This window comes from Pseudoxanthomonas sp. YR558 (genome assembly GCF_900116385.1).
GTDB lineage: Bacteria > Pseudomonadota > Gammaproteobacteria > Xanthomonadales > Xanthomonadaceae > Pseudoxanthomonas_A.
In genome coordinates this window covers 729,257-741,291 of record NZ_FPCI01000002.1, presented here as the reverse complement: position 1 = coordinate 741,291, position 12,035 = coordinate 729,257, and the positions used below count along the sequence as shown (strand labels likewise).

At 69.5% G+C, this 12,035-nt stretch carries 10 protein-coding genes; 2 read left to right on the top strand and 8 right to left on the bottom strand.

Features of this window, described 5'->3' with window-relative positions; all coding sequences use genetic code 11:
- Positions 1 to 15: 15 nt before the first annotated feature.
- From BM365_RS15055 to BM365_RS15040, 4 genes are all read right to left on the bottom strand, one after another.
- Positions 16 to 798, bottom strand: a complete 783-nt coding sequence (locus tag BM365_RS15055; RefSeq protein ID WP_093490318.1) for a dienelactone hydrolase family protein — start codon at positions 796 to 798, stop codon at positions 16 to 18.
- 74 nt (positions 799 to 872) lie between these two features.
- Positions 873 to 2,276 (bottom strand): UDP-N-acetylmuramoyl-L-alanine--D-glutamate ligase, encoded by a 1,404-nt coding sequence (murD, locus tag BM365_RS15050; protein ID WP_093490317.1) that lies wholly within the window; start codon positions 2,274 to 2,276, stop codon positions 873 to 875.
- Positions 2,257 to 3,612, bottom strand: coding sequence for a UDP-N-acetyl-alpha-D-muramoyl-L-alanyl-L-glutamate epimerase (murL, locus tag BM365_RS15045; RefSeq protein WP_093490316.1), 1,356 nt, complete (start codon positions 3,610 to 3,612; stop codon positions 2,257 to 2,259). The genes murD and murL overlap by 20 nt, the downstream gene beginning before the upstream one ends.
- 66 nt (positions 3,613 to 3,678) lie before the next feature.
- Positions 3,679 to 6,303 carry a bifunctional aspartate kinase/diaminopimelate decarboxylase gene (locus BM365_RS15040; RefSeq protein WP_093490315.1) on the bottom strand — a complete coding sequence of 875 codons (2,625 nt, stop codon included), beginning with the start codon at positions 6,301 to 6,303 and terminating at the stop codon, positions 3,679 to 3,681.
- Positions 6,304 to 6,390: 87 nt separating this feature from the next.
- Between BM365_RS15040 and BM365_RS15035 the strand changes: the two genes are divergently transcribed.
- Both BM365_RS15035 and BM365_RS15030 read left to right on the top strand, forming a co-directional pair.
- On the top strand, positions 6,391 to 7,269 hold the full coding sequence (locus tag BM365_RS15035) for a PhzF family phenazine biosynthesis protein (RefSeq protein WP_093490314.1): 879 nt from the start codon (positions 6,391 to 6,393) through the stop codon (positions 7,267 to 7,269).
- Positions 7,270 to 7,301: 32 nt separating this feature from the next.
- Positions 7,302 to 8,180 (top strand): PhzF family phenazine biosynthesis protein, encoded by an 879-nt coding sequence (locus BM365_RS15030; RefSeq protein WP_093490313.1) that lies wholly within the window; start codon positions 7,302 to 7,304, stop codon positions 8,178 to 8,180.
- Positions 8,181 to 8,298: 118 nt separating this feature from the next.
- Here the strand turns inward: BM365_RS15030 and BM365_RS15025 are convergent, their stop codons facing one another.
- From BM365_RS15025 to BM365_RS15010, 4 genes are all read right to left on the bottom strand, one after another.
- Complete coding sequence (locus tag BM365_RS15025; protein WP_093490312.1) at positions 8,299 to 9,972, bottom strand: amidohydrolase; 1,674 nt, start codon at positions 9,970 to 9,972, stop codon at positions 8,299 to 8,301.
- 143 nt (positions 9,973 to 10,115) lie between these two features.
- Positions 10,116 to 10,817 (bottom strand): glycine zipper 2TM domain-containing protein, encoded by a 702-nt coding sequence (locus BM365_RS15020; protein WP_093490311.1) that lies wholly within the window; start codon positions 10,815 to 10,817, stop codon positions 10,116 to 10,118.
- Between the two features lie 70 nt (positions 10,818 to 10,887).
- A complete protein-coding gene (locus tag BM365_RS15015; RefSeq protein WP_158253486.1) occupies positions 10,888 to 11,583 on the bottom strand; it encodes an alpha/beta hydrolase in 696 nt (231 codons plus the stop codon).
- Positions 11,580 to 12,014: an OsmC family protein gene (locus BM365_RS15010; RefSeq protein WP_056878156.1), complete on the bottom strand. Its 435-nt coding sequence runs from the start codon at positions 12,012 to 12,014 to the stop codon at positions 11,580 to 11,582. Before BM365_RS15010 ends, BM365_RS15015 begins: the two co-directional genes overlap by 4 nt.
- Positions 12,015 to 12,035 lie beyond the last annotated feature (21 nt).

The window sequence follows — 12,035 nt, the reverse complement described above, 5'->3', positions numbered from 1 at the left end:
CGCGCCCGCGCCCGGTCAGCGGACGAATACGTCGGCGAAGAAGTCCGCCATCATCCGGTAGGCGCGCTTTGCCGACGGCGCGTGATACACGCAACCCGGCGGATTCTGCGCATCGGATTCGGCGAAGCAGTGCACCGCACCGCCGAAGCTGACGAACTGCCAGTCGGCCCCGGCCTTGCGCATTTCGTCCTGGAATGCGGTGATCTCCGTCGCGGACACATACGTGTCGTCGCCGCCGTTGAGCACCAGCACCGGCGACTTCACCGGACCGCTCGCGGGCAGATCGGTGGCGAGCCCACCGTGCAGACTGACCACGCCGGACAACGCATCGCCCGCACGGACCAGTTCCAGCACCGTGCTGCCACCGAAGCAATAACCGAATGCGCCGATGCGGGTCACATCGACCAGTGTTCCGGGTTGCTGCTTCAGCACCTCGACCGCCTTCTGCACGCGAGCGCGCAATTTAGGCCGGTCCGCGCGCATCGCGGTGGCCACCGGTCCGGCTTCGGCATCGGTCTTCGGGCGGATACCCTTGCCGTAGACATCGGCCACCAGCACCACGTAGTCGTCGCCGGCGACCAGCTGCGCTTTCTCGATCGCGGACGCGCTCACGCCTTTCCAGTTGGGCACCATCACCAGGCCAGGGCGCGGCTTCTTCACGGCATCGTCGTAGACGAGCACACCGGCGAACGTGTCACCGCCGATCTTCCATTCCACCGGCTTGGCGACGGGCGCCGCCAGCAGTGCGGGCGACCACAGCAGGGACAGCAGGCAGGGCAAGAGCAACATGCGGCGCATCGCGCGACCTCCTTGGGGGATGGCCTGCGAGTGTACGCCGCCGGTGTTCAAGCGATTTGACGAGGCATGCGGCCTCAGCCGGCACCCAAGCCGGGAATCGACGTGATCGCGTCAGGGTCGAACCCAGCGAGTTCCGCGAAGTGGCGGCCGCGCGCCACGTAGTCGCGGTACTGACCGAAGCTCGGGGCGCCGGGCGACAGCAACACCACGCCCTCACCACCCAACGCCTCGCGTGCGGCGGCGATCGCCTGCGGCAATGTCTCCACGCCGATCAGCGTGAACCCCACCTCGCGCGCCACAGGCGCCAGCAAGGCGTGGATACGCGGGCCGTTGGCGCCCATCGTGATGATGGTGGCCGGCGCGTCATGGCGCATGTGCGAAGCGAAATCGGACCAGTCCACCCCACGGTCGTGCCCACCCACCAGCAGCGCGATGCGCCGACCGGCGAAGCACTCCAGCGCGGCGAGCGTGGCGTGCGGCGTGGTGCTGATCGAATCGTTGACCCAGGTGATGCCGTCGCGCGTACCCATCGCCTGCAGGCGGTTGGGCAACGGACGGAACGACTGCGCATGCGCCGCCAGCGGCAGCGCATCGATGCCCCGCGCTTCCAGCGCAGTCAGCACGGCGCACAGGTTGCTGCGGTTGTGGCGCCCCGGCAGCGGTAGCGGGCGGGTATCCATGACGAACACGTCGCCGCGATACAGGTCGTCCTCGCGCAGATGCCAGCCCTCGGCATGATTGAACCAGCGCACGGCGATGCGCGGCAGCTCAAGCGCAGCCAGGCGCGGATCGGCGGCGTTGAGCACGGCGATGCGCGGGTGCGCACCAGTGACGAGCTTCAGCTTGTCCTCGATGTAGCGTGCTTCGCTGCCGTGCCAGTCCAGGTGCTCGGGAAACAGGTTCAGCACGATCGCCACGTCCGGGCGTGCGCCGCTGTCGGCGACATCACCGGTCTGGTAGCTGGACAGCTCGATGGCCCACTCGTCCGGCGCCGGCTGCGGATCCAGCACTTCGAGCATCGGCAAGCCGATATTTCCGGCCAGCACCGTGCGTCTGCCTGCCGCGCGCAGCAGGTGCGCCAGCAGCGAGGTGGTGGTGCTCTTGCCCTTGGTACCGGTGACGCAGAACGTGTGCGCGACCACGCCGTCGGCGCCCGCGTGTTCGCCGAACCACAGACCGGTGCCGCCGATGAAACGCGTACCGGCGCCCGCCGCAGCCACCGCGGCGGGCGTGTTCGGGCTGATCCCGGGCGACTTGATGACGATCTCGAACGCCGACAGGCGCTCGGCGGCCACTTCGGTTTCCATCGAGAGCAGCGGATCGCCCAGCGCCGCGGCCTCTGCGGCTTCCTGCGCGTTGCAGAACAGCGTCAGCGGCAGCGAGGGAAGCCGCGCGCGCACCGCGTGATGGGCGGCGCGACCTTCGCGCCCCCACCCCCACAGCGCGACACGCCGTCCCTCAAGCTGCGAAATTCGCACGCAGGCGCTCCCACAGCGCGACGGGGATGCGGTGCTCGCCGCCGATCTCGAGCAACGGCGCCACGACCAGTTCCGATGCGTCGAGTTGCGGCCGGATCTCGCGGTTGAAGCGCGCGACGATCACGTCCTCGCGCCACTCCGGCCGGTCGCCCAGCGTCGCCATCGCGGCGCGCGACTCCTGGCCTTCGCCGACGCACTCGAACGGCTTGTGGTCCTGGTACTCCAGCAACGCGTCGAAGCCGCCCGTCTGGTTGGCGTCATCCAGCAGATTGCGGCCGAAGATGCCGACCAGGCGCGGCTTAGGCATGAACGGCGCCAGCGCGAGGAATACGAAGTGACACTTCGGGCAAACGCCGCACCAGCGATTGGTGGGGCGCTCGCCGAGCAGATGGAAATTGCGGTTGCAGCTGGAGAAATGCGCGTCGTAATGGTCGGTGCGTGCGAACTGCCGCGCCACCGCGAGCTCCGACAACGGACGCAGCAGCGAGTAGTACTGCAGGTCGGCGGCCACGTGCGACTGCACGTGCGCGCCGAACGCGCTCTCGAACGCCCAGCCCTTCGACCACTGGTGGTTCACCTCGCCGGTGCCGGGGATCATGCTGCCGTAGCTGGCCGAGCGCTCGTTCGAGAACACCACCTGGTCCACCCCGTGCAGCAGCGCCGCCAGCACCATGATCGCCGAGTTGATCGCGGTCACCGGGATGTGCCCGTTCCACGCGCCCTGGCGGTTGTATTCGAACAGCTCCGGTGCCAGCGCGCGGCCGATGTTGAGCGTCGGCAGGCCCGTGCGCGCCGCGCAGGCCGCGATCAGCTGCGAACCGCCGATCCAGGTGACGGTCTGCGCGATACCCGCGCCACGCAGGGCCTCGATGCTGACCAGCGAGTCCTTGCCGCCGCCGATGGCGACCAGCGCGTGCTCGCGCAGCCCCGCCGACGGCGCGGCCGACGGCGCCTGGGCACCGACCGGGAAGCGCACGCGGCCGTGCAGGCTCAACCCGTTCCGGTAGGCGAACTCGCCCAGGCCGTGCACGTACACCTGCTCCATCAGCACGGCGGTGGCCGCGTCGATCGCGTAGCCGTCGATGCGGATCTCGTTCGGAACGGCCGCCTTGTAATAGCTAACGCCAGTGATCAGGTGCAGCAGGCGCACCGCCTGCTCGACCGCCTGCGCACGCGTGGCGTCCAGCACGAACGGCGCGCCCGGGACGGTCACGGTCTCGGTCAGCTCCGGACCGTCATCGAAGGCGTACACCAACCGCGCGACACCGGTCTCCGCATCGAAGGAACAGCGGACGAAACGGAAGGTGCGGATGCTGGATTTGTCGAACGTCGTCATGCGTGATCCAAGGAAAGAGCGATCGGCCGTCGATGGCCGGTTGAACAGAAAGCGCGTGCGGCGGCCTTAACCCGGATCGGCATCGCCGACCTCGATGACGTCTTCCGCAGGCAAACCCCGCAGGTTGTAGTGGCTCGCCATCACGAACCCGTACGCGCCGGCATCGGAGAACAGCAGCACATCGCCTTCCGCGGTCGCGGACGCGAGCTTGCGGCGCTTGCCGAAGATGTCGCTGGACTCGCAGATCGGCCCGACCACATCGAAGGGCTCCTGCGCTGGGTCGTCCAGTCGCGACAGGTTGGCCACGTCGTGCCAGGCGTCGTAGAGCGCGGGGCGCACCAGCGTGTGCATGCCGGCATCGCTGCCGACGCGGCGGATGCCCAGCTTCTCGACCACCTGGGTCACGTTCGCCAGCAGCGCGCCCGACTCGGCCACCAGGAAGCGACCGGGTTCGATCACCAGCTGGTACGCCGGATAAGCGGCCTTGATCGCGGCCAGGCCCTCGCCCCAGGCAGCGAGGTCGAATGGCTCATCGCCCTCGGCGTAGGGAATCGGCAGGCCACCGCCGATGTCGATCGTCTCGATGGTGCCGATCTGGTCGGCCAGCCCGCCGAGCTCATCGGCGATCTGGTTCCAGTGCTGTGCGCTTTCCACGCCGCTGCCCAGGTGCGCATGCAGGCCGACGACGCGCACGTCGATCGCGCGGGCCGCCGCGAGGAAGGCCTCCAGCTTGGCCAGCGGCAGGCCGAACTTGGAGGTCTTGCCGCCGGTCTTCACCTTGTCGTGATGGCCGTCGCCGCGCCCCAGGTCGACGCGCAGCCACAGGCGGCGGCCGCGGAAGACCTCGGGCCACTGTTGCAGCGCCTCGACATTGTCGAGAGTGACGTTGATGCCGCGCTCCAGCGCGAATGCGTACTCCTCGCGCGGCGCGAAGCTCGGCGTGAACAGCACGCGCTCCATCGGCAGCGCCGGCACGACGTCGAACACGCGCTCCAGCTCGCCGCGCGACACGCACTCCAGGCCGAAGCCCTCTTCCACCAGCGCCCGCAGGATGGCCGGGTGCGAATTGGCCTTGATCGCGAAGAAGCGATGATCGACGGCCGTGATCGCGGCCAACGCGCGGGCACGGGCGCGGACGATGTCCAGGTTGTAGACGTAGCGCGGCGTGCCGGCCTGCGCCAGCGACAGCAGCCGTTCGCGGGCGGCAGGCGCACTCCACCAGCGCACACCGCGATGGCGGACAGCACCGTTGATCTCGCGCCAGCTGGGGCCGAACACGCTGGCCTCTTCGACGGGCATGGCACCGCTGTCGATCAACGCCTCATGCAGCAGCGGCAGCATGCCGTCGGCATCGGCCTCGTCGATCACGAAGGTCAGGTTGAGGTCGTTGGACGACTGCGAGATCAGATGCACACGCTCGCGACCGAACATCGCCCACACATCGGACAGCTTGTGCAGTAGCGACCGCATGCCGCGCCCGACCAGGGTGATGGCCGTGCACGGTGCGATCACCTTCACCCGGCAGATCTCCGCCAGGTCGGCCGACAGCGCGGCCAGCACGTCGGTGTTCACCAGGTTCTCGCTGGGGTCCAGCGACACGGTCACGTTGGTCTCCGACGAACCGATCAAATCGACCGAGAGACCGTGCTTCTTGAAGCGCGCGAACACGTCGGCCAGGAAGCCGACCTGCTGCCACATGCCGATGCCTTCCATCGACACCAGCACGATGCCGTTGCGCCGGCTGATCGCCTTCACACCCGGCACCGTCAGGGCATTGCCGTCGATGGTGGTGCCCGGCAACTCAGGCCTTTCGGTATCGAGGATGGCCATCGCCACGCCGGCATCGCGGCACGGCTTGATCGAACGCGGATGCAGCACCTTCGCGCCGGTGGTCGCGATTTCCTGCGCTTCGTAGTAATCCAGTCGCGTCAGCAGGCGCGCATCGGGCACTTCGCGCGGATTCGCGCTGAACATGCCGGGCACGTCGGTCCAGATTTCCACGCGCTGCGCACCGAGTAGCGCACCGAAATACGCGGCGGAGGTATCCGAGCCGCCGCGGCCGAGGATGGCCGTGCCGCCATCCGCATGCCGCGAGATGAAGCCTTGCGTCAGCAGCATCGTCGCCGGTTGGCCCGCGAACGCGTGGCGCCAGTCCTGGTCCGGCGCGGTGTTGCACGACACCGACAGCCGCTGCGCCCACGGGCTCTGGTTCGGCAGGAAGTTCGCCTGCAGCCAGTGCCGCGCATCGACCCAGCCGAAATCCAGCCCCTGCGCGCGCAGGTACGCCACGCCGAGCGTGGACGACAGCAGTTCGCCCTGCCCCAGCACCTCGGCCTGCCAGTCGAGCGCGCGGCTCACGGCGCGCGGATCGGTCAGCAGGTTGCGCAGCGCCGCCAGCCGGTCGCCGAGCACGGCATCGGCGTCCAGCTCGAGTTCCGAGAGGAATTCGCGATGGCGCTGCTCCAGCTTCGCCACGCGTTCCGCGCTGTCGGCCGCGCCGTCGGCGATGGCGGTCAGCTCGTTGGTGACGCCGGACAACGCCGACACCACGACCAGCACGCGCGCGCCCTGTTCGTCCGCCCGCTGTTTCGCCAGTTTGCCGATCGTGTTCCAGCGATGGCGACGCGACACCGAGGTGCCGCCGAACTTGAGGACGATCCAACGATCAGACGCGGGGGTGGCAGAGGGCATGGATAGAATGGGGAGGGATGCCCGAACCCTTCGGGCGTGAACCGTCGATTCTAGCCGAAGCCCTCGCGCGCGACCGGACCGTACCGCATGCAACGAACCTCCCATCGCTACCTGCAGGTCGACGTCTTCGCCGATCGCCCCGGCGCGGGCAATCCGCTGGGCGTCGTACTGGACGCCGGTGGCTGGGACACGGCGCGCATGCAGGCGTTCGCCGCCTGGACCAATCTGTCGGAGACGATCTTCTTCCTGCCCCCAAGCGCGCCCGACGCCAGCTACCGCATCCGCATCTTCACCCCGCGCCAGGAGCTGCCGTTCGCCGGCCATCCCAGCGTGGGCGCGGCATGGGTCGCGCTGCACGCCGGCCTGGTGCCCGCCTCCGCGACGCTGGTGCAGGAATGCGCGGCGGGCCTGCTTCCCGTGCGGGTGGAGGGCGACGGCCCGCAACGCGCGATCCGCCTGCGTGCGCCACGGGCGTACCCGGTGGAGGTCGCTGCCGCTCTGCCTGAGCGCGATGCGGTGCTCGCCTCGCTGCCTACGGCAGGCCTGCCCGCCGCGCTCTGGAACAACGGCCCCGTCTGGTGGCTGGTGGAACTGCGCGAAGCAGCCGCCGTGCGCGCCCTGCAGCCGGACCTGCCGGCGATCGCCGCGCTGACACAGGCCACGGGTGCGGTCGGGCTGGCCGTCTTCGGCCGCGCCGGCGCGCACGACGATCATGAGCTGGCGGTACGCGCGTTCTGCCCCGCCGACAACATCCCGGAAGACCCGGTCACCGGCAGCGTCAACGCCTGCATCGCGGCCGCGCTGAGTGCCGCGGGCACGTTGCCCGGCACTGCGGGCCGCTATCTCGCCAGCCAAGGCCGCGAGCTCGGCCGCGATGGCTGCGTTCACCTGACGGTGGACGACGAAGGCGAGGTCTGGATCGGCGGTCAGGTGCAGTCGGTCATCGACGGCCAGGTGACTTGGTAAGCTGCGCGGCCCCCACGCGACAACGCCCCCCCATGACCCTCCGCCGCTACGTCCAGTTGGACGTGTTCGCCGACCGCCCCGGCGCGGGCAATCCGCTGGCCGTCGTTCTCGATGCCGCCGGCCTCGACGATGCCGCCATGCAGGCCATCGCCCGCTGGACGCGCCTGCCCGAAACGACGTTCGTGTTCGCGCCCACCCAACCGGGCGCGAGTTACGCCGTGCGCATGTTCAGTCCACGCCGCGAAGTGCCGTTCGCCGGCCATCCCAGCGTCGGCACCGCGCACGTGGTGCTGGAGGCGGGCCTGGCCGCGCCGGTCGACGGCCTGCTGATGCAGGAAGGCGTCGTGGGCGTGTTGCCGTTGCGTGTCGATGGAGACGGTGCGGACCGCACTATCGCTGTGCGCACGCCGCGCGCGACGGTGGTGAAGGAAGGCGATCCCTCGGGCGACCGTCTGCTGGGCGCCGCCCTCGAAGGCCTCGCGCCGGGCGAGCTGCCCCCTGCTCTCGTCGACGGTGGCCGCCGTTGGTGGCTCGCCGAGGTGCGCGACGAAGCCACGCTCCGCAGCGCCTTACCGGACTGGGACGCGATCAGTGCGTTGGCGCGCGCTACCGAGAGCATGGGTGTCTGCGCCTATGCGCGGACGCCGGGCCGCGACTACGACCTGGCTGTGCGCGCCTTCGTCGGCGCGCCCGCCGCCTTCGAGGACGCGGCGTCAGGTGCGGCCAACGCGACGCTGGCCGCCTGGCTCGCATCGCGCGACGCGTTGCCCGGTCGCGACGGACGCTACGTCGTCAGCCAGGGCCGCGAAGTGGGCTACGACGCGCGCCTGCAGTTGCGCGTGGACGCCGCCGGCGATGTCTGGTCCGGCGGCCATGTGCGCACCATCGTGACCGGTCAGATCGACTGGTAACGATGGCGGCTTCTTGTGGGAGCGACGTCAGTCGCGAACGCGCAGTCCTTGAATGCGCCAGGGGCGACCGGTCGCGGTGAGCCATCGCGACTGACGTCGCTCCCACAGAGGCAAGAACTTACTTCACCTCGTACACCGGCTTGCCGTCCACCCAGGTCGAGCGGACGTGCAGCGCATCGAGCTGTTCGCCCGGCACGGTCAGCGGATCCTCGTCGAGGATGACGAAGTCCGCACGCAGGCCGGGAGCGAGCTTGCCCACCTCCGCCTCGTCGTGCGCCGCCCATGCCGCATCGGCAGTGAAGCCGCGCAGCGCTTCGGTCGCACTCAGGCGTTGATCGGGCATCCAGCCACCCGCGGGCGCATCGTGTCCGTCCTGGCGCGTCACCGCGGCGTGTAGTCCGCGCCGCGGATCGACCGATTCCACCGGGAAATCCGACCCCAGCGCCAGCTTCGCGCCGCTCGCCTGCAGGCGCTGCCACGCATAGGCGCCCTTGATGCGCGTCGGGCCCAGGCGATCCTGCGCCCAGGGCATGTCCGAGGTCGCATGCGTGGGTTGCATCGACGCGATCACGCCCAGCGCGGCGAACCGCGGGAACTCCTCCGGTGCCACCACCTGTGCGTGTTCGATCCGCCAGCGATGGTCGGTCTTCGCGGCATCGCCCAGCACGCGGGTGTACGCATCCAGCACCAGCCGGTTGCCGCGGTCGCCGATCGCATGCGTCGCCACCTGCACGTGGCAGCCGCGCGCCTTGCGCATCGCCGCTTCCAGCGCCGCCGGCTCGGTCACCAGCAGGCCGCGGTTGCCCGGGTCGTCGCTGTAGTCCTCCAGCAGCGCGGCGCCGCGGCTGCCGAGGGCGCCGTCGGCGTACAGCTTCACGCCCCGCATCTGCAGGCGGCCGCCCGCGTGGCGATACGGGCCGTGCGCGCACAGATCCGCCAGTGCGTCGCCGTTGCCGTCGGCGTAGGTATCGATGCGCAGCGGCAGGCGCCCTTCATCGGCGAACTGCTTCATCAGCGCCAGGTCCTCGCGCGACACGCCCATGTCGTGCACCCCCGTCAGGCCATGGCGCACGGCTGTCTGCGCGGCCTTCTCCAGGGCCTGTCGGCGATAGGCCGCATCGGGCGCCGGCACCACCGCGTTGACGAGCGACATGGCCGCATCGACGAACACGCCGCTCGGCCGCCCGTCCACGCGTTCGATGCGCCCGCCGTCGGGTTGCCAGTCGCCGGTCAACGGGCGCGACGCACGTGCCGCCGCCACGCGCAACGCCGCGCTGTTCGCCCAGCCGGCATGGCCGTCGACGCGCTCGAGCCAGACGGGGCGGTCGGGAAACGCAGCGTCCAGGTCGGCGGCGGTCGGGAACGTCTTCTCGGGCCAGTCGTTCTGGTCCCAGCCGCTGCCCAGCAGCCATGCATTGGTGGGCAGTTGCTTCTCGTACTCGCGCAACCGCGCGATCACGTCGGCCTTGTCGCGCGCATCCACCAGGTCGGCGCGCATCAGCGCGTAACCCAGACCCATCACGTGGCCGTGCGCGTCGATCAGCCCGGGAATGACGGTCTTGCCAGCGGCATCCACGCGGCGCGCATCGGGGTAGCGCGCGCGCAATTCATCCGCGCCGCCGACCGCGAGGATGCGGCCCCGCGCATCCCAGGCGATCGCCTGCGCGACCGGGTGCGCCGGATCGGAGGTGTGCACGCGCCCCGCCGTCAGCACGTGGACCTGTGCGTGGGCCATGCCCGCGATGACCACGCATCCCACGCCGAATCCCGTCAACCACGCCAGACGCCGCATGCCGCTCTCCCGTATCGGTCCAGGGCGCGACTATGCGCAATGGCGCCGCGCACGGCAATAAAAAGAGGGGCCTTGCGGCCCCTCGCTTGCGGCATACCCCTGTCCTGCGACGCTGCGTCCGCAAAAGAAACCGGTGCGAAGGCTTATTCGGGACGGACATCCACGCGGATGCGGATGCGGTCGCCGGGATGATGGTCGGTGCGGGTGTGGTAGGTACGGTTGCCGTACTCGTAGGTCACGTCGTATCCACTGACGCGACCGTCGCCGTAATAGTCATCGCCGTAACGACTGTTGCCGGCAGGCACCGGATCGCAGACGCGCACCTGTCCCCGCTGCACGCGACGATCACGCTGCGCGTTGTCGTAGATCGAGCGCCCCGCCATGCCGCCCACCATCGAGCCGACCGCGGTACCGACATAACGGCCGCTGCCGTCGCCGACCTTGCTGCCCAGCACCGCGCCGGCGATGCCGCCGATCACGGTGGCGACAGTACGGCCCGATTCGTTGCTGCGGTCGGGATAGCGGCGATCGCCGTAGTAGCTGTCGTCGCCGTAACGATCATCGTTGTAACCGTCGTTGCGGTAGCCATCGCGATAGGTATCGCGTGCGTAGACGTCATCGGCTTCACGGTAATAGCAACGCTGGCCCGTCGTCGTGTTGGTGTAGCCGTCATTGCGGCCATACCCGTTGTCGATGACCGGGTCGACGCGCACTACGCGCGCGTAGTCGTAATAGGGTTCGTCGCCGTAGCGGTCCGTCGTGCCGTAATAGCGCGTGGACTGCGCGGATGCCACGCCGGAAGCGAGCAGGCCGATGGCCAGCACGGTGGCGGATAGACGCTTCATGTCGGGTACTCCCCCACGCCGGATTGGCGTGCTGGCATGCTCGGCTGATGCGGGTGAAACATGGCTGAACTCAGCCGGTTTTCGCGGCCCGGTTTAGCCATTCGACAGCTTGCGCGGCAATGCCGGCCGCTTCGCGCCCGAGCAACGGCCCGACATGCGAACCTGAAACCGTTTGCAGCACGTCCGCGCCCCACGCCTCGGCCATCGCGCGCGCGATCGCAGGCGGCACGTCATCGTCATGCGCGGACGCCACGCACAGCACCGGGCATGCGGGGCGTTCCGCCGCGACACCGCCATGGGCTTCACGAAGCACGGCGCCGGACTCGTCGCGCCAGTGGCGGAACGCGTACAACGTCGTTGCGTCGTCCGCCTCGGGCAGTGCCCTGCGCGTGCCGGACAATCGCGCGTCGCGCCGCCATGGCACCACATCGGGCCAGTCGCGTGCCGGCATGTCCACGTGCCACGGCGCCGGCGGCAACGGATTCACCAGCACCACCGCATCCGCACCCTCGGCGGCATCCAGTACGAGCAATCCGCCCAGGCTCGCACCGACCAGCACGCGCGGCCGCGGCAATGCCGCCAACGCCGCGCGCACCTGCGCCTGGTAGTCCTCGATATGCGTGGCCGCCACGTCGCCACGCACGGGCATGAGGTCGGGGGCCGCCACCTGGAAGCCCGCCGCCTCGAACACGCCACGCCACACATTCCACTCCCAGCCGCCACCGCCCGCGCCGTGCACGAACAAGGCGGCCCGTGCGCCCGTCAAAGCAGGGTCGCCTCCAGCGATACCGGCACCGACAGCGCGCGCGAGATCACGCAACCCGCCTTCGCCTGCTGGGCGATCTCTTCGAACTGCGCCGCGCTGATCCCCGGCACGCTCGCCGAGACGGTCAGCTTGATCGCGGTGATCGTCGGGCCTGGATCCATGCCCGGTTCCATCGTCGCCTCGGCGCGCGTCTGCAGCTTGTCGGGCGTGAAGCCCGCCTTGCCGAGCACCGCCGACAACGCCATGGTGAAGCAGCCGGCATGGGCGACCGCCAGCAGTTCTTCCGGATTGGTGCCCTTCTCGTCGCCGAAGCGGGTCTTGAACGAATAGTTCTGGCCTTCGAACAGGCCGCTCTGCGGCGTGCTCAGGCTGCCCTTGCCGGACTGCAGATCGCCAGCCCACACCGCATCCGCGTAACGCTTCAAAGCCATGGTCGTGCTCCTCGGGTCAGG

What these genes read in the sequence shown, in the direction of transcription:
- BM365_RS15055 (WP_093490318.1), bottom strand. Translation starts at nt 798, where the DNA reads ATGCGCCGCATGTTGCTCTTGCCCTGCCTGCTGTCCCTGCTGTGGTCG.
- murL (WP_093490316.1), bottom strand. Translation starts at nt 3,612, where the DNA reads ATGACGACGTTCGACAAATCCAGCATCCGCACCTTCCGTTTCGTCCGC.
- BM365_RS15040 (WP_093490315.1), bottom strand. Translation starts at nt 6,303, where the DNA reads ATGCCCTCTGCCACCCCCGCGTCTGATCGTTGGATCGTCCTCAAGTTC.
- BM365_RS15035 (WP_093490314.1), top strand. Translation starts at nt 6,391, where the DNA reads ATGCAACGAACCTCCCATCGCTACCTGCAGGTCGACGTCTTCGCCGAT.
- BM365_RS15030 (WP_093490313.1), top strand. Translation starts at nt 7,302, where the DNA reads ATGACCCTCCGCCGCTACGTCCAGTTGGACGTGTTCGCCGACCGCCCC.
- BM365_RS15025 (WP_093490312.1), bottom strand. Translation starts at nt 9,972, where the DNA reads ATGCGGCGTCTGGCGTGGTTGACGGGATTCGGCGTGGGATGCGTGGTC.
- BM365_RS15020 (WP_093490311.1), bottom strand. Translation starts at nt 10,817, where the DNA reads ATGAAGCGTCTATCCGCCACCGTGCTGGCCATCGGCCTGCTCGCTTCC.
- BM365_RS15010 (WP_056878156.1), bottom strand. Translation starts at nt 12,014, where the DNA reads ATGGCTTTGAAGCGTTACGCGGATGCGGTGTGGGCTGGCGATCTGCAG.